12 protein-coding genes are annotated in these 19483 nt (G+C 42.9%); 4 read left to right on the top strand and 8 right to left on the bottom strand.

From position 1 onward, the window contains the following. Positions 1 to 62: 62 nt before the first annotated feature. Positions 63 to 2699, bottom strand: coding sequence for a valine--tRNA ligase (locus GD631_RS10490; RefSeq protein WP_143258163.1), 2637 nt, complete (start codon positions 2697 to 2699; stop codon positions 63 to 65). Positions 2700 to 2763: 64 nt separating this feature from the next. Beyond that, on the bottom strand, positions 2764 to 3402 hold the full coding sequence (locus tag GD631_RS10485; protein WP_143258162.1) for a hypothetical protein: 639 nt from the start codon (positions 3400 to 3402) through the stop codon (positions 2764 to 2766). Positions 3403 to 3542: 140 nt separating this feature from the next. Between GD631_RS10485 and GD631_RS10480 the strand changes: the two genes are divergently transcribed. The 3 genes from GD631_RS10480 (at position 3543) to mazG (ending at position 7271) form a co-directional block, all read left to right on the top strand. Further along, positions 3543 to 4595, top strand: coding sequence for a DUF3810 domain-containing protein (locus tag GD631_RS10480; RefSeq protein WP_143258161.1), 1053 nt, complete (start codon positions 3543 to 3545; stop codon positions 4593 to 4595). A 679-nt stretch (positions 4596 to 5274) separates the two neighbouring features. Then, positions 5275 to 6444, top strand: coding sequence for an ATP-binding protein (locus tag GD631_RS10475; RefSeq protein WP_143258160.1), 1170 nt, complete (start codon positions 5275 to 5277; stop codon positions 6442 to 6444). Positions 6445 to 6482: 38 nt separating this feature from the next. Beyond that, the gene (mazG, locus tag GD631_RS10470) at positions 6483 to 7271 is read left to right on the top strand and encodes a nucleoside triphosphate pyrophosphohydrolase (RefSeq protein WP_008020955.1); all 789 of its coding nucleotides are present in this window, start codon (positions 6483 to 6485) and stop codon (positions 7269 to 7271) included. Between the two features lie 220 nt (positions 7272 to 7491). Here mazG and GD631_RS10465 read toward each other — a convergent pair whose 3' ends face one another. The 6 genes from GD631_RS10465 to rpsA form a co-directional block, all read right to left on the bottom strand. After that, the gene (locus GD631_RS10465; RefSeq protein ID WP_143258159.1) at positions 7492 to 7959 is read right to left on the bottom strand and encodes a hypothetical protein; all 468 of its coding nucleotides are present in this window, start codon (positions 7957 to 7959) and stop codon (positions 7492 to 7494) included. A gap of 27 nt (positions 7960 to 7986) precedes the next feature. Then, positions 7987 to 8364 carry a hypothetical protein gene (locus GD631_RS10460; RefSeq protein WP_143258158.1) on the bottom strand — a complete coding sequence of 126 codons (378 nt, stop codon included), beginning with the start codon at positions 8362 to 8364 and terminating at the stop codon, positions 7987 to 7989. A 47-nt stretch (positions 8365 to 8411) separates the two neighbouring features. Beyond that, positions 8412 to 8963 carry an RNA polymerase sigma factor gene (locus tag GD631_RS10455; RefSeq protein WP_008016827.1) on the bottom strand — a complete coding sequence of 184 codons (552 nt, stop codon included), beginning with the start codon at positions 8961 to 8963 and terminating at the stop codon, positions 8412 to 8414. Positions 8964 to 8987: 24 nt separating this feature from the next. Beyond that, positions 8988 to 10529, bottom strand: coding sequence for a L,D-transpeptidase family protein (locus GD631_RS10450; RefSeq protein ID WP_223225826.1), 1542 nt, complete (start codon positions 10527 to 10529; stop codon positions 8988 to 8990). Beyond that, positions 10519 to 11457: a ribonuclease Z gene (locus GD631_RS10445; RefSeq protein WP_143258157.1), complete on the bottom strand. Its 939-nt coding sequence runs from the start codon at positions 11455 to 11457 to the stop codon at positions 10519 to 10521. The genes GD631_RS10450 and GD631_RS10445 overlap by 11 nt, the downstream gene beginning before the upstream one ends. A 156-nt stretch (positions 11458 to 11613) precedes the next feature. After that, positions 11614 to 13413: a 30S ribosomal protein S1 gene (gene rpsA, locus GD631_RS10440; RefSeq protein ID WP_143258156.1), complete on the bottom strand. Its 1800-nt coding sequence runs from the start codon at positions 13411 to 13413 to the stop codon at positions 11614 to 11616. Positions 13414 to 13509: 96 nt separating this feature from the next. Between rpsA and GD631_RS10435 the strand changes: the two genes are divergently transcribed. Beyond that, positions 13510 to 19479 (top strand): anti-phage protein ProA, encoded by a 5970-nt coding sequence (locus GD631_RS10435; protein WP_143258155.1) that lies wholly within the window; start codon positions 13510 to 13512, stop codon positions 19477 to 19479. Positions 19480 to 19483: the final 4 nt, after the last annotated feature.

Here is a 19483-nt window from a genome sequence, read left to right as displayed (position 1 = left end):
AAAAAAGGCATCTCAAAATTAATCGAGATGCCTTATATTATTGAAATTTAGCTATCAGAGAGTTACGCTTTCTTTAAAGCAGCAATGCTTTCTTTCAAAGAATTAATAATACTTTCAGCATCGGCCTGTTTCTTGCGTTCCAGTTCGAGAACAGCCGCCGGAGCATTGTTGACGAATTTTTCATTACTAAGCTTCTTCATTACGCCTTGCAAGAATCCTTCTTTATGCTTCAGTTCTGCTTCCATACGGGCAATTTCCGCTTCCACGTCAATCATATTACCCAATGGTACCGCAAATTCTGTTGTTCCTATCATGAAAGAAGCAGCACCTTCCGATTTGCTTTCCACCACTGTTACAGCAGACAGATTACACATCTTGATAATCACCGGATTCATTTTTTCTACCGGATGACTACCTACGATCTGCAATTCGAGTTGTTCTTTCAAAGCAATATTCTTCTGCAAACGAATACTGCGGACATTGCTGATAATTTCCTTAGCCAATTCAAATTCTTGCAAGAATTTCTCGTTTACCTCAAGAGGCTCCTCCATGAGAGTAACCATCAAACTTTCACCCGGTTTGCGCTCACGCAGTTGCTGCCACAGTTCTTCTGTGATAAACGGCATGAAAGGATGAAGCAACTCAAGCAGACGTTCGAAAGAACTAAGCACCATACTATAAATAAAGCCATTAACGGGCTGTCCATAAGCCGGTTTCACAATTTCCAGCAACCAAGAAGAGAACTCATCCCAGAATAGTTTGTAAACTAACATCAATGCTTCGCTCAAACGATATTTAGAGAACAAATCGGCAACTTCAACCGCAGCTGCATCCAGTCTTTGGTCGAACCATTGAACAGCCAGATGAGCCTCGGGCGGAACTGCAATCGTTCCTTGGGCATTCGTCCATCCTTTAATCAGACGGAAAGCATTCCATATCTTGTTGCAGAAGTTACGTCCCTGTTCGCAAAGTGCGTCATCGAAAAGGATGTCGTTTCCGGCAGGAGCTGAAAGCATCATACCCATACGTACACCGTCGGCACCATACTTTTCAATCAGTTCCAATGGGTCAGGAGAGTTACCGAGTGATTTAGACATCTTACGTCCCTGCTTATCGCGAACGATTCCTGTGAAGTATACGTTCTTAAACGGCATCTGTCCCTCATATTCGTAGCCTGCCATAATCATACGGGCTACCCAGAAGAAGATAATGTCCGGTCCTGTCACAAGGTCGCTTGTCGGATAGTAGTATTTGATTTCTTCATTGCCCGGATTATTGATTCCGTCGAACAAAGAGATAGGCCACAACCAGGAAGAGAACCAAGTGTCCAGGCAATCTTCATCCTGACGCAGGTCTTCCATTGTCAGGGCGGCATTACCCGTCTTTTCTTTTGCTTTTGCCAGAGCTTCTTCGGGAGTAGTGGCTACTACATAACCACCTTCCGGCAGGAAGTATGCAGGAATACGATGCCCCCACCACAACTGACGGCTGATACACCAGTCTTTGATGTTTTCCATCCAGTGACGGTAGGTATTCTTGTATTTTGCAGGGTAGAATTTCAGATCGTCGTTCATTACCGGAGGCAATGCCATATCTGCGAAATGCTGCATCTTGAGGAACCATTGCATAGACAATTTCGGTTCGATCACAACGTTGGTACGTTCCGAATATCCTACCTTATTAGTATAGGCTTCTATTTTTTCCAGCAATCCGGCAGCTTCGAGGTCTTTCTCTATTTGTTTACGAACATCGAAACGGTCCATACCGATATACATACCGGCAGCTTCGCTCAATGTACCGTTGTCATTGAAGATATCGATACTAGGCAGGTTATATTTTTCACCCAGCATATAGTCGTTTACATCATGGGCCGGGGTTACTTTCAGACAACCTGTACCGAATTCGATATCTACATAATCATCCTCAATCACAGGAATGACACGGTTTACCAGCGGAACGATTACTTTCTTTCCTTTCAGCCATTCGTTCTTCGGGTCGTTCGGATTGATACACATGGCCGTATCCCCCATAATTGTTTCGGGACGAGTCGTTGCAACAACCGCGTAGCGACCTTCCGGATCGCCTTCCACTTTATAACGGAGGTAATACAGCTTTCCGTGTTCTTCCTTGTAGATTACTTCCTCGTCGGAAAGAGCAGTCAAGGCTTTCGGATCCCAGTTTACCATGCGGACGCCCCGGTAGATCAATCCTTTATCGAACAGATCGACAAATACCTTGATTACACTTTCACTGCGTTTCTCATCCATAGTGAAAGCAGTACGATCCCAATCGCAGGATGCGCCGAGTTTACGGAGTTGCTTCAAGATAATACCACCGTGCTCGTCTGTCCATTCCCAGGCATGTTTTAAGAACTCATCACGAGTCAGATCGGTTTTCTTGATACCTTGAGAAGCGAGTCTGTTTACAACTTTTGCTTCGGTGGCAATAGAAGCATGGTCAGTTCCCGGCACCCAGCAGGCATTCTTGCCTTCCATACGGGCACGACGAACTAAAATATCCTGGATGGTATTATTAAGCATGTGTCCCATGTGTAACACACCGGTGACGTTCGGGGGCGGAATGACGATGGTGTAAGGTTCACGACCATCGGGTTTTGAACTGAATAAATGATGGTCCAGCCAATACTGGTACCATTTTCCCTCCACGTCAGCGGGATTGTACTTACTTGCTAATTCCATATTGTTTTATGTATATGATAATGTATATTCTAAAAATAACGGGTACAAAATTAATAATTTAAATTCAAATCTTACCACCCTCGGGATGTTTCTGTGCACGGAAAGAGAATTTATATCCCTCATAAAGAGCGAATCCGTAGAACAGGGCAGTCATCGACATTACATTTTTCAACAGAATAGAGAATATCTCTCCATAATCTACACCTGCCAGGACTTGAAAATAGCCCATTTCATAATCTTGGGAGATATACCCGATAATAGACAAGAAATCACCTAAGATACAACTAATCAGAGATAATGCCGCACCGATAATTCCGAAAACAGGACGTATTCCCTTGCCCTGTCGCATCGCAAAACCTACCATGAATCCGATAGCAATGGGCATAAATCCTATCTGACGACCTGTAGAAACGGAAATCAGCCCCCATGCCACCGCACCAACGATACATGCGACAACCGCACACAATACTCCTTTGGGCAGGTTCTCTTCGGCAAGCATTTCCTCTTCTGTCATAGATACCGGAAAGTCTTCCGGTTTGGGAGGCGCTAATCTTTCCAACTCCTTATCTTGCTCAAAACTGTCACATTCTTCTTCAAAAGCGGGAAGTTCTCCGGTACGTTTACAAACGAGTCCTTTTCCGTTCACAAAATCACGTGACACACAATTCCTGCAATACTTCTCTATTTCTTCTGATGTAGCCATCTTATCCGGTTTATGTTGAATAACTTTCTCTGATTACGCAGGTACACAAAGTCACTGTTAACAGATTTTTTGCAAATATAGAGGTATTTTTTCGCGCGACGTTTATTAAATGCATATTTTTGTTGACTGATATTATACAAATGATGAAAAATAAGCCAAATGTAAGATATTTAGCCTTAGGAGCATTGTTAATCCTGGTGTGGCTAACGCAATGGATTCCTGCTCTGGCAACGATCTATTCTCAGACAATCTATCCCCTTATCTCATACGTCCTGTCGTTTTTTTCCGGTTTATTTCCTTTTGCAATAGGGGATTTATTTATTTTTCTTAGCATCACAGGCGTGATTGTTTATCCCTTTTATGCCCGTCTCCGCAAGAAGTTGCCTTGGAAGAAAATCTTATTGCGCGACGGGGAATACTTATTATGGATTTATGTATGGTTCTATCTGGCATGGGGACTGAACTACTCGCAGAAAAACTTCTATCAACGAACAGAAATCCCGTACACCGCCTATACTCCCGAGATTTTCCAAGAATTCGTAGATGATTATATTACTCAACTTAACCGTTCGTATACTCCTGTCAATAGTATCAACCAAGACTTGATACGAGAGGAAACTGTGCGAATCTATCATCAGTTAAGTGATAGCTTGGGCGTACATCGCCCTCCACACGAGCATCCGAGGGTAAAAACAATGTTATTCACTCCCTTCATTTCAATGGTAGGAGTAACGGGTAGCATGGGGCCTTTCTTCTGTGAGTTTACACTCAACGGAGATTTGCTTCCCGTTAATTATCCGGCCACTTATGCTCACGAACTAGCCCATTTATTAGGTATCACCAGTGAAGCGGAAGCTAATTTTTATGCTTATCAGGTTTGCACCCGTTCACAAGCAATGGGAATCCGTTTTTCCGGATACTTTTCTGTATTGGGACATGTATTGGGAAATGCGCAAAGATTACTCCCGGAAGAAGAATACACCCGACTTTTTAAACGTATCCGACCGGAAATTATCGAATTGGCTAAGAATAACCAGGCGTATTGGGCTGCCAAGTATAGCCCCGTGGTCGGTGCTGTGCAGGATTGGATATATGACCTTTATCTGAAAGGGAATAAGATAGAAAGCGGACGGCAAAACTATTCGGAAGTAGTGGGGCTGCTGATTTCCTATCAGGAGTGGAAAAAGAAATAAGTATAGATTGTGCCTTGTTTTGGCACATCGTTTCACGATATTTGCAGCACTAATATAAAACGGATAAACTGATTTCTTTATGGCAAAAGATCTCTTTAATAGATATCTCTGGTTAGTAGATACAATCTATCGGGCTGGAACAATAACACAGGATGAAATTAACCGTAAATGGCTGCAGTGTGATCACCGGAAGGCTATTGAGGAACTATTCGGCATAAACATAGAATGCGATAGACATAACGGATGTAATTATTACATAGAAAACACTGAATAACTTAAAAAGAAAGGACTCAGAAAATGGCCCTTGAATACATTTGCAGTCAATACAACCCTCAATAAAAGCCACAAATTAAAGGATAAAATTCTACTAGAAGACTATCCCTCAGGAGAACAATATCTGATACCGGTCATTGAAGCTATTCATAATTGTATAACGTTGGAAATAACATATCAAAGCTATTGGCAGGACAAATCATATACATTTATTGAGTTTTGGATAATCAGCTATGTTCTATATATACAAACAGAATTATTAACGGATTGAACCAAATAAATTCCTCAAGAAAACATTTTCACTTGATTTTCCTCACCAATTGCACAACAAAAGTGCAGAAAACTACAATTTTCTGCACTTTTGTTGTGCAATTGACGTATATTTGCATATAAATATATACCAACCATGGACAGATTATACGAAAACTTCAATAAACTCCTTAAAGCTACAAGTACCGATTTCATCCGATACAAGTATACTGAAATAAACTGGGACAGTCATATGCTCGGACTTGTCGGACCACGCGGAGTAGGTAAAACCACCATGTTCCTTCAACATATCAAGCAGAACATGAATCCGAAAGATACATTGTATGTTTCAGCAGACAATATGTACTTTGCCGATAATTCCCTGATTGACCTAACAGACAAATTCAGCAAACAAGGTGGCAAGCACCTATTTATTGATGAAATACACAAATACCCTAACTGGTCTCGTGAATTGAAGCAGATATTCGATTCTTATCCTGATATGCAAGTTCTTTTCACCGGTTCCTCTATTTTGGATATTTATAAAGGAACGGCAGATTTAAGCAGACGTACCCCCATCTATGAAATGCAAGGGCTGTCTTTCAGAGAATATTTAAGTATGTTCCATCAAATTCATGTACCAGTCTACACATTAGAAGAGATACTGGAACATAAAGTTGAAATTCCGGGAATAGCACATCCACTTCCGCTATTCGCTGAATATATACAACACGGCTATTACCCGTTTAGCAAAGATATCACTTTTGAAATCGAGTTGAACCAAGTAATCAACCAAACTATGGAAAATGACATTCCTCAATATGCTAATATGAATGTCTCCACAGGACGTAAATTGAAACAACTGTTGATGATTATTGCCAAAAGCGTTCCATTTAAGCCTGTCATGCAAAAACTCGCTGACATCATTGGAGTAAGTCGTAATTATTTAAGCGATTACTTAATTTATATCGAGAAAGCGGGAATGATAGCTCAAGTTCGCAATGACACAGGCGGGATCAGAGGTCTGGGCAAAGTAGAAAAAATATATCTTGATAATACTAATTTCATTTATGCATTAGGAGGAGAAAATTCCAATATCGGTAATATCCGCGAAACATTTTTTTATAACCAAATGCGAGTAAAACAGGACATTATATCTTCAAAAATTTCTGATTTCCAAATAGGAGAAAGAACATTTGAAATAGGAGGAAAAAACAAAGGACAACAACAGATAACCGAAGCCAAAGAAGGATACATTGTAAAAGATGATATAGAAACCGGATACGGTAATATTATTCCTCTTTGGAACTTCGGGATGAATTATTAGTCATATCTTTGCATCAATTTTTAAATAAAAAACGATTTATGTCACATACCAGACAAGAACAGATGGAAGCCTTCGGACGCTTCCTGGACATTCTCGACGAACTGCGTGTTAAATGTCCCTGGGACCGCAAACAGACCAATGAAAGTCTGCGTCCCAACACCATAGAAGAGACTTACGAACTTTGCGACGCCCTGATGAGGGATGACAAGAAAGAAATCTGCAAGGAATTGGGGGACGTATTGCTACATGTAGCCTTCTATGCCAAGATAGGCTCGGAAACAGGAGATTTTGACATCAAAGATGTTTGCGATAAACTGTGTGATAAACTGATTTTCCGTCACCCGCATGTATTCGGAGAGGTAAAAGCAGAGACAGCAGGACAAGTTTCCGAAAATTGGGAACAGTTGAAGCTAAAGGAGAAAGACGGCAACAAGAGTGTATTGAGCGGTGTACCCGCTGCCCTCCCCTCGCTCATCAAGGCTTATCGTATTCAAGACAAAGCCCGCAATGTAGGTTTCGACTGGGAAGAGCGTGAACAGGTATGGGATAAAGTGAAGGAAGAAATCGGAGAATTTCAGGATGAAGTAGCTAATATGGATAAGGACAAGGCGGAAGCTGAATTCGGCGACGTTATGTTTAGCCTTATCAATGCAGCGCGTCTCTACAAGATCAATCCTGATAATGCTTTGGAACTTACCAATCAAAAGTTTATCCGTCGCTTCAATTATTTGGAGGAACATACTATCAAGGAAGGAAAAAGCCTGAAGGATATGTCTCTTGAAGAGATGGATGCTATTTGGAATGAAGCAAAGAAAAAAGGACTATAAGACCCATGAATAACATTGATTTAAATGCCATCATCAAAAGATGATTTGGAGTTCATAACACATGCCAAACAGGATATTCCACTATTGATTGCAGAAATAGAATACTTAACATCAATGCTGTCTAAATAAAAAAACAGAGGCTCTGTTCTGTGCGAATAGAGCCTCTGTTTTACTCAAAAAGAACGTCTATTCATATGAATTAAACATTCTGTTTTTTTCTTTATTTCTTCTTCGAATCGTCTCCTTTGTCCTTGCCACGATTCATTCCTTTTATCATCTCCCGGTGGAAGCGCATTTCCGCGCGCTGCACAAGAAATATCTTCTTACTGGAAAGAATCTTCTTGAATTTACCCAGATAAGTCTTATCAAGCTGGTCGGCAGCAATACGATTGTTGGCAACTTTTTCGTTGATTTCTGCATATTGAGCTTCCGTTGTCTTATCATCCTTGCCTTTGCGCATCAAATCCCACGATTCATCATTCAGTTTCTTCTTCTTATCCTGGAGTTCAAAATAGACGGGAAAGAACTTGGCTGCCTCTTCTTTAGTCAATCCAGCCTGTTCGATAATGAATGCCTTTTGTTTTGCCCTAAACTCCTCCCGGGATAAATGCTGATCACACCCATCAGCAGCCCAAAGAACGGGCATAAAGCCACACAACAAAACAACCAATGCGATTAGTTTTCTCATTTTCTGTATTCAATCAGTTTTAATAAATCATTCTACACTTGCATCACTCAAATAAACATATAACGAATAATCATCCAGCATAGCACGGTCCAGTGCCACATCCAGCATTTCGTCCGATACGACTTCAGTATCTACCTCCATCACCGCCACTTCATCGACCGCAACAGGTTTGTGATCTGTCGACGCTACCCGGATAATCAGGGCCGCACCTACAAACATAGCAGCGAGATAGAGCAATGGTTTCAGTCTTGTCCATGTGCTGACAGGTTCTTCCTTGAAAACTATTTTTTCTTTTTCAGGAAGTTTATTCATTACCTCCGAAGTCAGGTTTTCAAAGTAACCATCAGGCACTTTGAAGGAATTCTCCTTACCAAGCTTCTTCAATAGGATATCTTCTTCTTTCATACGTTTTTCTCCTCTCTTTTTCTTAGACACCGTCCAATTTAAAAGGTTTAATCTATTTCTTCTAAAAACTTCTCTATTTTCTTCACCGCATGATGATATGACGCTTTGAGCGCACCAACCGATGTACCGAAGATTTCCGACATCTCTTCGTATTTCATTTCCTGATAATATTTCAGGTTGAACACCATACGCTGTTTTTCCGGCAAAGTCAATAGAGCTTTTTGCAGACACAACTGTATTTCGTCGCCCGAAAAGTAGGAGTCACTTTCCAGCTTCTGCACAATCGCAGCTTCAGGGTCGTCAATATCCACGGTAGTCATAGCGCGCTGCTTATTCAGAAAGGTAAGACATTCGTTCAGTGCGATGCGATAGAGCCAGGTAGACAGTTTCGCCTCGGCACGGAAATAATCGATATTCGTCCATGCCTTGATGAAAGTGTTTTGCAGGAGATCGTTCGCATCCTCATGCGACAGTACCATCCGGCGGATTTGCCAATACAATTGCTCGCTATACTGCGCCACAATCATTTCAAATCCTTTCCGCTGTGTACTCTCCTCCTGAAGGAGTTTCAGAACTTCGCGTTCGTTATAAGGAATCATAATCTCTTGTATCTGTATGTTTATTTATGGTTTCAAATTCAGGTTGTTCATTGCCTCTAGTAAAGACGGATCATATTTATAAATGTCCTCACAATACCTCAAATTATTATCGGCAGACAGATAAACCGTCTGATAATCTATAAATAAAGGTATATATTTCTCTAAACTATAATGTTTCAGTTCACGGTAGGCCGAACTGACGGGCAGCTTCTTCCCCTCTTCACTCACCGGCTTGATATCCATTGCAATGCGGATACGGTCTTCCAATAATTCATCCGGCTCTTTCAGCAGGAAGAAAGCAAAGTCGAGTGCTTTCTGAAGACGTACGCAACCGTGGCTCACTGCACGATTCTTTCGCGTGAAAGCCCAGCGGGAAGGAGTATCGTGCAGATATACGGAATGAGGATTAGGGAAACGGAAGATGATGCGTCCCAATGAATTCCCCGTTTTATTGTCCTGCTTCACCGTATAAGGTACACCTTTTCCTGCATATTTAGCCCAATTAATCTGATGAGGATTCACTTGTAAGCCGTTCTTGTCATACACCTTCATACGGTTACGGGTGAAATAGGTCGTATCTCTGCGATAAGTAGGGATGATTTCTTTCCGGATAATACTTTGAGGTACATTCCAGTACGGATTCAGCTCCATATAATAAATCCTGCTCGACAGGAGAGGCGTTTTATTCTTCACAGTTCCCACACAGATACGCATCTCCAGAATAGAATCCGTTTCTTCGTTGACCGCCTGCAACATGAATGCCGCCACATTGGCTATCACATATTTCTGTCCTTTATCCAATGCATATTGCCAACGTGCCCGCTCCATATTTACCAACAGACGATCCCGGTAATAATCCGTAGTGTCTGTTTTCCCCCAGGCGTTCACACGAACCAGTTCTTCCTGCATCTTGCGATAAAATGGAGAAGAAGGCTGTGCTCCACGAAAAGCGGCATTGGGATTTGCGCGCAATGAATCGAGGGCGGCATTTGCAAAAGCAGCATCACAATGCTTCAGGGGAATATGATTGACTGAATCATTCCATCTGCGTTCCGAAGGCAAGAAGCCAAATTTCAACTGGCACACATACGAAAGATAAGCGGCTGTCAACTGATATTCCACATCTGCCAACAGACGGTTCATTGTCTTTCCTTCCTGTAACTTCAAAGAACGTATCTGTTGCAATCTCTCACGGAGGCTATCCACAGGATAAAGATTCGGATTAATGCCATGCCGTGAGATGTCTCCCAACCAGAACAACATAGAGTCCGCCACCTGTGTGGCAGGTTTATCGGATACGAGCGAGTCATTCAACCAGAAGAATTCATCTTTTTCCCGATAATGGGCCAGCAAAGCCGAATCCCAAGGAGTTATGGGGTTTTCGTTCAAGCAGGAACGAATCATTAGACGAATACTGTCGGCATCTATTTGATAAGCAGGGTTGAACAGTTCTTGCAGGGAAGACAGTGAGTCCGGTATCGGAGATTGGGGTTTCTCTTTTTTACAGGCTGCCAGACAAGCGATGAATAGGATTACCGCTCCCCAAAGCAGGCATCTATTTCTCATACACAGTTCCTCCATCAACGTCAATACACAGATTTTCTTTCGCCAAAATGGTTTGCGGGAAAATGCCGGACGCTTCATTAAGCAGAATAGATTCATCCTCGTAACGGGCTGAAAAGTGTCCGATCACCAATTGTCTCACATTGGCGTCCAAGGCAAGTTGTGCGGCTTGTGCAGCCGTAGTATGATAAGTTTCCTTGGCCCGTGCCTGCTCTGTCTGCGCAAAGGTAGCCTCATGGAAAAGCAAATCTACATTTTTGATTTGTTCGGCAAGTGACGGGCGATAGATTGTATCAGAGCAATAAGCATATTTACGAGCCGGAGCCGATGGACGGGTCAAACGTAAATTGGGTATTACTTCTCCTTCGGGAGTTACAAAGTCTGCTCCGTTCTTGATGCGGTTCAGTTCATAGACCGGAACTTTATAAAAATCCACCATATCTCTGATAATATGATTCGGACGCTGTTTCTCTTCAAAAAGGAAACCGCAACAGGGAATTCGATGTTTTAAAGGGATTGTGGTTACAGTCACCGAACGGTCATCGTAAATGAGCATCGGTTCTTTCGTTTCGAATTCATGGAAGAACACCTTATAAGTCAAAGTCTTGCAAAAGAAAGCAAGCATCGGCGCAAACAACTCTTCCAGTCCTCTTGGAGAATGGATATGTAAATCGGCTGTTCTTCCCAATAATCCGAATGTAGAGATCAGCCCCAACAATCCGAAACAATGGTCACCATGTAAATGAGAGATGAAGATATGATTTAATCGGGAAAATTTCAGTCGCGAACGGCGTAATTGCATCTGTGCTCCCTCGCCACAATCAATCATAAATAGTTTTTCACGCAAGTTTACGACTTGAGAGGTCGCAAAATGTCGCGTGGTAGGCAAAGCGGAACCGCATCCCAATATATGTAACTCAAATTTTTCCATGGTATGCAAAGATAAAGCATTTCAGATTCAATCTTGCAAAGGATGAAACTTTTTTTTCTATTCACCACGGAGGACACAGAGGATAAGAAGGATATGGTGAATAAAAAAAGGCGCCCCCAAACGGGAGCGCCTTCATTAGAAAATATTCTGTTCAGATTATTTCTTTCCTTCCAACTGTTCTTTCAATGCAGCCAGAGCGTCGATGTCGCCCAAAGTAGTTGAAGCAGCTTGGTTTTGGATCATCGGAGAATCTTCTCTCTTACCAGAAGATGCTTTCTTTGCGCCAGAAGTAGCTTTCTTTTCTGCTCTTTCTTCAGCTTTAGCTACATCTTCGAAGATACGGCTGTGAGACAGGATGATTCTCTTAGCGTCTTTGTTGAACTCGATCACTTTGAATTCAAGTTTCTCATCCAACTGTGCTTGTGAACCGTCTTCTTTTACAAGGTGTTTCGGAGTTGCGAAACCTTCTACACCGTAAGGAAGAGCTACAACAGCACCCTTATCCAACATTTCGATGATAGTACCTTCGTGTACAGAACCTACAGTGAACACTGTTTCGAATACATCCCAAGGATTTTCTTCGAGTTGTTTGTGTCCAAGGCTCAAACGACGGTTTTCTTTGTCGATTTCCAATACCTGAACTTCGATGTCAGCACCAATCTGAGTAAATTCTGACGGGTGTTTTACTTTCTTAGTCCAAGAAAGGTCAGAGATGTGGATCAAGCCGTCTACACCTTCTTCGATTTCTACGAATACACCGAAGTTAGTGAAGTTACGTACTTTTGCAGTATGCTTAGAACCTACAGGATACTTTTCTTCGATAGTTTCCCATGGATCTTGTTTCAGTTGTTTGATACCCAAAGACATCTTACGTTCTTCACGGTCAAGTGTAAGAACAACAGCTTCCACTTCGTCGCCTACCTTCATGAAATCTTGTGCAGAACGCAGGTGTTGGCTCCAAGACATTTCTGAAACGTGGATCAAACCTTCTACGCCCGGAGCGATTTCGATGAATGCGCCGTAGTCAGCCATAACAACCACTTTACCTTTCACCTTGTCACCAACCTTCAAGTCAGTATCAAGAGCATCCCATGGGTGCGGAGTCAGTTGTTTCAAGCCAAGAGCGATACGTTTCTTTTCGTCATCGAAGTCAAGGATAACAACGTTGAGCTTCTGATCCAGTTCAACCACTTCTTTCGGATCGCTAACGCGTCCCCAAGAAAGGTCAGTGATGTGGATCAAACCGTCTACGCCACCAAGGTCGATGAATACACCGTAAGATGTGATATTTTTAACAGTTCCTTCAAGAACTTGTCCTTTTTCAAGTTTACCGATGATTTCTTTCTTCTGTTGTTCCAGTTCAGCTTCGATAAGAGCTTTGTGAGATACAACAACGTTTTTGAATTCCTGGTTGATTTTAACCACTTTGAATTCCATTGTTTTGCCAACGAATACATCATAGTCGCGGATCGGTTTAACGTCGATCTGAGAACCCGGCAAGAATGCTTCGATTCCGAATACGTCTACGATCATACCACCCTTCGTGCGGCACTTGATGAATCCCTTGATAATTTCTTCATTTTCCAGAGCAGCGTTAACGCGATCCCAAGAACGAGTAGCGCGGGCTTTTCTGTGTGACAGAACGAGCTGTCCTTTTTTGTCTTCCTGGTTTTCGATGTATACTTCTACAGTATCACCAATTTTCAGGTCCGGATTGTAACGGAATTCATTCAAAGGGATGATACCGTCTGATTTGTAACCGATGTTCACAACTACTTCACGCTTGTTCATTGCGATTACGGTTCCGTCAACAACCTCACGGTCGTTCACTTTGTTAAGCGTACCGTCGTAAGCTTTTTCAAGTTCATCGTGGCTAACGTTGGTTACTGTTTCGCCATTTTCATAAGCATCCCAGTTGAAATCTTCAATAGGAGCTACGTTCTTTAAGTTTTCCATTAATAATAAAATTGTTTAATACTTTAATTAAATAAGACATTATATTATCTATAAATCGGGCGCAAAGGTAGAAATATTTTCTTGATTGACAAAAGAATGGCAGAAGAAAAGAGACTTATATCCGTATTTTTTGTAATATTGCAATTTTTAATTTATACTGTTTTTGCCATGGACGAGAGATTGGACAAAGTCAAGGTGCAATGCGACTATTTACCGCTTATTAATTTTGCGATACAACAAAACGGTGCATCGATCATTCATCAGCTTTCTATTGAGAACACGACATCTGCCCCACTGAAGGACATTCAGGTATCAATCACGACAGAACCGACTTTCGGAAACGCCACTCCGATGGCTGTGGAACAGATTCCGGCAAACGGTTCGGTCGGTCTGTCGTCATTCAATCTCACGTTGTCCGCCAACTACTTCACACAACTGACCGAACGTTTATCCGGCAACCTGAAAATTGAAATTACCGCTGAAGCGGAACCGATATTCTGCCAAACATATCCTATCGACATCCTGGCATACGACCAATGGGGCGGGCTCAACGTATTGCCCGAAATGCTGGCTGCTTTCATCACTCCCAATCATACGGCTATCTTGCCGATTATTAAAAGAGCTGCTTCCATTCTGGGACAGTGGACTGACAATCCGTCTCTCGATGAATATCAAAGCCGAACTCCGGACAGGGTGAGGAAACAGATGGCTGCCATCTATACAGCTATCGCGGAGCAACAGATTATATACAGTACCGTTCCTGCCAGTTTCGAAGAATATGGGCAGCGCGTCCGGTTAGCCGATTCTGTGATGGCACAGAAATTGGGAACCTGCCTGGATATGGCTTTGCTTTATGCTTCTTGTCTGGAGGCAATCGGGCTGAATGCTTTAATCATCATCACTCAAGGACACGCTTTCGCCGGAGCCTGGCTGGTACCGGAAACTTTTCCGGATCCTACGATTGATGATGTTTCTCTATTAACGAAAAGAACAGCGGAAGGAATCTACGACATTACTTTGGTTGAAACGACTTGCATGAACATGGGACATTCGTCCGATTTCGACGATGCGGTGAAGAAAGCAAACGGAAAGTTGACGGACGGGAATAACTTCCTCCTTGCAATAGACATCAAGAGAGCGAGATATTCGGGTGTACGTCCTATCCCTCAACGTATTTTGCACGGACAGGTATGGGAGGTCGAAGAAAAAGAGACCAACATTCAGAAAAGTACCGTTCATGCCACTCCACAAAGTATCAATCCATATGATTTATCGGGCAATGAGACCCAGACCGTAATCACCAAACAACTGTTGTGGGAAAGGCGGTTGCTGGACTTGAGCCTTCGCAACAACCTGCTGAATATCCGGATTACCAAGAACACGCTCCAACTGATCCCGGCTAATCTGGCTTGCCTGGAAGACGCATTGGCTGACGGAGAAGAGTTCCGCATCCTGCACCGCCCTGCCGATTGGGAAAGCCCGGCGATAGATTTCGGCATTTATTCCTCCGTACCGGAGTCTGACCCGGTGGTTGGCTTCATCAACTCGGAGCTTTCGCAGAAAAGACTGCGCTTTTATCTGTCCGAGAACGATTTAGGCAAAGCACTGACGCATTTATACCGTTCTTCACGTACTTCTATCGAAGAGAATGGAGCCAACACTCTTTATCTGGCTCTCGGACTTTTGAAATGGTACGAGACTCCTTCCAGCGAACGTCCCCGCTACGCTCCCATCCTGCTAATGCCCGTTGAAATCATCCGTAAGTCGGCAGCTAAAGGCTATGTGATCCGTTCCAGGGAAGAGGAAACGATGATGAATATTACGTTATTAGAAATGCTTCGCCAAAACTTCGGAATTACCGTATCGGGATTGGACCCGTTGCCCACCGATGAAAGCGGCGTCAACGTCAAACTGATTTATTCCATCATTCGCAACAGTATCAAGAACCAGCGTAAATGGGATGTGGAAGAGCAGGCCATCTTAGGCATCTTCTCTTTCAACAAGTTCATCATGTGGAATGATATTCACAATAATGCCAATAAACTGGTCCAGAACAAAATTGTTTCAAGCCTCATCAACGGAAAGATAGAGTGGGAAGCCGCAACAGAAGGAATAGACGCAACAGATATGGACAAACAACTGTCACCAACAGACATCGTATTGCCTATCATTGCCGATTCTTCGCAATTGGAAGCTATCTATGAAGCTGTACACGATAAAACTTTTATCCTGCACGGCCCTCCGGGAACGGGCAAATCGCAAACGATTACCAATATCATCGCCAACGCGCTTTACAAAGGAAAACGTGTCTTATTCGTTGCGGAAAAAATGGCAGCTCTCTCCGTTGTTCAAAACCGACTGGCGGCTATCGGTTTAGCTCCGTTCTGTTTGGAAATTCATTCCAACAAGACAAAAAAATCCGCTGTTATCTCACAATTGAAAGAAACAACAGAAATTATCAGGCAGGCACCTCCCGAAGAATTCAAAAAGGAAGCGGAACGTTTGCTGAATTTGCGGGCGGAACTGAATCAGTATATCGAAGCCCTGCATAAAGAATATCCGTTCGGAATTTCACTATACGACGCCATTATCCATTATCAATCTGTGGACGTCGAAGCTTGTTTTGATATTCCACAACCCTATCTGGATACATTGGACAAAGATACATTTGTGCAATGGGAAGAGGCCATCGAATCGTTAGTCAGAACCGCCAATGCGTGTGGACACCCTTATCAACATCCATTAACAGGTATCTCGATTTCCGAGTATTCATCTGCCGGTAAAGAAGAAGCCTCCCAATTACTTACTGGTTTCATTGATTTATTAAATACCATCCGGCAGAAGTCGCATGTATTTTCCATACTTCTGAAAGATACGGATATACACCCTACACGCAAGGATTTCCAAACGATTGCCTGTATCATTCGGAAAATACTCGATATTCCGGAGCTGACTCCGGGATTGCTGACTCTGCCGTTATTGAATGAAACGCTGAATGAATATCGTGAAGTGGTGGTTCATGGTCAAAAACGTGATGAACAAAGAAAAGAAATAGAGGCCGGATTTACTAAAGAGATTCTATCCCTCAACGCAAAGCAGATGGTAGCCGAATGGAACCGGGTATCCGATCAGTGGTTCCTTCCCAGATATTTCGGACAGCGGAAAATCAGAAAGGCCATCCATATCTATGCTTTAAAAACGATTGAAACAGAAGATATCAAACCTCTACTTTACCGGATTATCCGGTATCAGGAAGAAGCTGAAGCTGTTCAGAAATACACCGGCCAACTCCCCTCTTTGTTCGGACGATTCGGCAAGAATGAGGATTGGACTGCCATTGAGCAGATTATCAATGACATGACTTCTCTTCATTCGCATTTGTTGAATTACGCAAAAGACATTGCCAAAGTGTCACAAATCAAACAGAATTTGTCTGTACAACTCACAGAAGGAATTCAAACATTCAGAGATATGCATGCTCACTCTTTCAATGAACTGTATCAGTTGTCGGATACACTCACAGCTATTGAAAAGAAGTTGTCCGGCACGTTGGGTGTATCAACAGAAGAGCTTTATAGTCATTCGGCCGACTGGATAACAATCGCGCTATCAAAAGCCCAAACTTGGAAAGATAACCTCGGCAAGCTCAAAGACTGGTATCAGTGGTTACAAGCATACCAAACTCTGAATAAGCTGGGAATCGGATTTATCGCGACAGAATATAAGGAAAAGAATATCCCTACCGACCAACTAACAGACAGGTTCCGCAAGAGTTTCTATCAGGCGGTTATTCAGTATATCATTGCCAAAGAACCTACGCTGGAATTATTCAACGGCAGGATATTCAATGACATTATTGCTAAATACAAACAAATATCTGCCAAATTCGAAGAAACGACCAAAAAAGAATTGTTTGCGCGACTGGCTTCCAACATTCCGTCTTTTACTCACGAAGCTATCCAAAGTTCTGAAGTGGGTATTCTTCAAAAGAATATCCGCAACAATGCCCGTGGCATATCCATCCGCAAACTGTTCGACCAGATTCCTACTTTATTGTCGCGTATGTGTCCGTGTATGCTGATGAGCCCTCTTTCCGTTGCTCAATTCATTGATACGGATGCTGATAAATTCGATTTGATAGTCTTTGATGAAGCATCACAGATGCCTACTTATGAAGCGGTGGGAGCCATTGCCCGAGGCAAAAACGTGATTATTGTGGGGGACCCGAAACAGATGCCTCCCACCAACTTCTTCTCGGTCAACACCGTCGATGAAGATAATATTGAAATGGAAGATTTGGAGAGTATTCTTGACGACTGTCTTGCCTTGTCTATCCCTTCAAAATATTTATTGTGGCATTATCGAAGCAAGCACGAGAGCCTCATCGCTTTCAGCAACTCCGAATATTACGATAACAAACTGATGACTTTCCCTTCTCCGGACAACATTGAATCGAAAGTCAGGATGGTCAATATCGACGGTTATTATGATAAAGGCAAATCGCGCCAAAACCGGGCGGAAGCTCAAGCGGTGGTAGAAGAAATAGCCAGAAGATTGAGAAGCGAGGAATTGAGAAAGAAAAGTATCGGTGTAGTGACTTTCAGCATCGTCCAGCAAGCCTTGATAGAAGACTTACTTTCTGACCTCTTTATCTTCCATCCCGAACTGGAAACTCTTGCTTTGGAATGTGACGAACCGTTGTTTATCAAAAACCTGGAGAATGTGCAGGGAGATGAACGGGACGTTATTCTCTTTTCTGTGGGCTACGGTCCGGATGCAGAAGGACGCGTCAGCATGAATTTCGGACCGCTGAACCGGGTAGGCGGCGAAAGAAGGTTGAATGTAGCCGTTTCCCGTGCCCGGTATGAGATGATTATCTATTCCACCTTAAGAGCGGACATGATTGACCTGAACCGGACTTCTTCTATCGGAGTAGCCGGACTAAAACGTTTCCTCGAATATGCGGAGAAGGGAACCAGAAATACAATCAACAGTGTGACAGCCCAATCAACGGAAGCGGCAGCCTCCATCGAGAATATCATTGCCGATAAACTGCGTTCATTGGGGTACACTGTGCATACAGACATCGGATGTTCCGGTTACAAAATAGATATAGGTATCGTTGACACCGAAAATACATCTAACTATCAATTAGGTATTATCTGCGATGGCAAAAACTATAAACGTACCAAAACCGCACGTGACCGGGAAATTGTACAAAACAATGTACTAAAAGCACTCGGATGGGATATCTACCGGATATGGACTATGGACTGGTGGGAAAAACCGGACGAAGTAATGGCAGCTATTCAAGAGGCTATCGCACGGAAAAAGAGTTCAAAGGTTAACGCCAAGACTACCTTCGGAATTGATCCTGCCCTAATGACAGCCGAGAAAGAATCTGTGGACAAAACACCGACCGCACAAAGAAATAACAATGAAATTTCATTTGTACTCAAAGCATCACCTGTCACCTCTGAAAAGCAAACTGCTTCCGCATCTTCCGCACGAGACAGAATACAGCAAAAGTACCGATCGGCAAAGATCACTCCAGGCAACTATTCGCCGGAAGACTTTTTCTTTAGCGAAAGCTATTCTATCCTCACTTCTCAAATACGGAAGATTATAGAGAATGAAGCTCCGGTCAGCAAATCATTGCTTTGCAAGAAAATTCTGTCCGAATGGGGAATCAGTCGCTTGGGAACACGGGTAGAAACACGGATAGAGACGGCTTTAGATACACTGAATATCTATCGCACCGAACATGAAGGACTTGTTTTCTGCTGGGAAAATAGAGAGCAATGCATCTCCTACTCTATTTATCGTCCGGTTTCCGACCGGGAAGCGACAGATATAGCTCCTGAAGAGATAGCCAATGCCATCCGACAACTGTTGACAGACTCCATCAGCCTGCCTGTGGCAGATTTGATAAAAGCATGTGCACAACAATTTGGCTTTGCCCGCATGGGATCAAACATAGACGCTGCCATGCAAAGAGGTATTCGCGAAGCCGTAAAAAGAAATTATGCCAAAATTGAAAACGAACGGGTTACGATTGTGGATTAAATGG

The organism is Bacteroides luhongzhouii (assembly GCF_009193295.2).
Classification (GTDB): Bacteria; Bacteroidota; Bacteroidia; order Bacteroidales; family Bacteroidaceae; genus Bacteroides; species Bacteroides luhongzhouii.
The sequence above is the reverse complement of the archived record's forward strand: the minus strand, read 5'-3'. Positions and strand labels throughout refer to the sequence as shown.

Excerpts from the sequence above, each read along its gene's own strand:
- GD631_RS10490 (WP_143258163.1), bottom strand. The coding sequence starts at position 2,699 with ATGGAATTAGCAAGTAAGTACAATCCCGCTGACGTGGAGGGAAAATGG.
- GD631_RS10455 (WP_008016827.1), bottom strand. The coding sequence starts at position 8,963 with ATGATTCCTTATAACGAACGCGAAGTTCTGAAACTCCTTCAGGAGGAG.
- mazG (WP_008020955.1), top strand. The coding sequence starts at position 6,483 with ATGTCACATACCAGACAAGAACAGATGGAAGCCTTCGGACGCTTCCTG.
- GD631_RS10450 (WP_223225826.1), bottom strand. The coding sequence starts at position 10,529 with ATGAGAAATAGATGCCTGCTTTGGGGAGCGGTAATCCTATTCATCGCT.
- GD631_RS10445 (WP_143258157.1), bottom strand. The coding sequence starts at position 11,457 with ATGGAAAAATTTGAGTTACATATATTGGGATGCGGTTCCGCTTTGCCT.
- GD631_RS10475 (WP_143258160.1), top strand. The coding sequence starts at position 5,275 with ATGGACAGATTATACGAAAACTTCAATAAACTCCTTAAAGCTACAAGT.
- rpsA (WP_143258156.1), bottom strand. The coding sequence starts at position 13,413 with ATGGAAAACTTAAAGAACGTAGCTCCTATTGAAGATTTCAACTGGGAT.
- GD631_RS10435 (WP_143258155.1), top strand. The coding sequence starts at position 13,510 with ATGGCAGAAGAAAAGAGACTTATATCCGTATTTTTTGTAATATTGCAA.
- GD631_RS10460 (WP_143258158.1), bottom strand. The coding sequence starts at position 8,364 with ATGAAAGAAGAAGATATCCTATTGAAGAAGCTTGGTAAGGAGAATTCC.
- GD631_RS10485 (WP_143258162.1), bottom strand. The coding sequence starts at position 3,402 with ATGGCTACATCAGAAGAAATAGAGAAGTATTGCAGGAATTGTGTGTCA.
- GD631_RS10465 (WP_143258159.1), bottom strand. The coding sequence starts at position 7,959 with ATGAGAAAACTAATCGCATTGGTTGTTTTGTTGTGTGGCTTTATGCCC.
- GD631_RS10480 (WP_143258161.1), top strand. The coding sequence starts at position 3,543 with ATGATGAAAAATAAGCCAAATGTAAGATATTTAGCCTTAGGAGCATTG.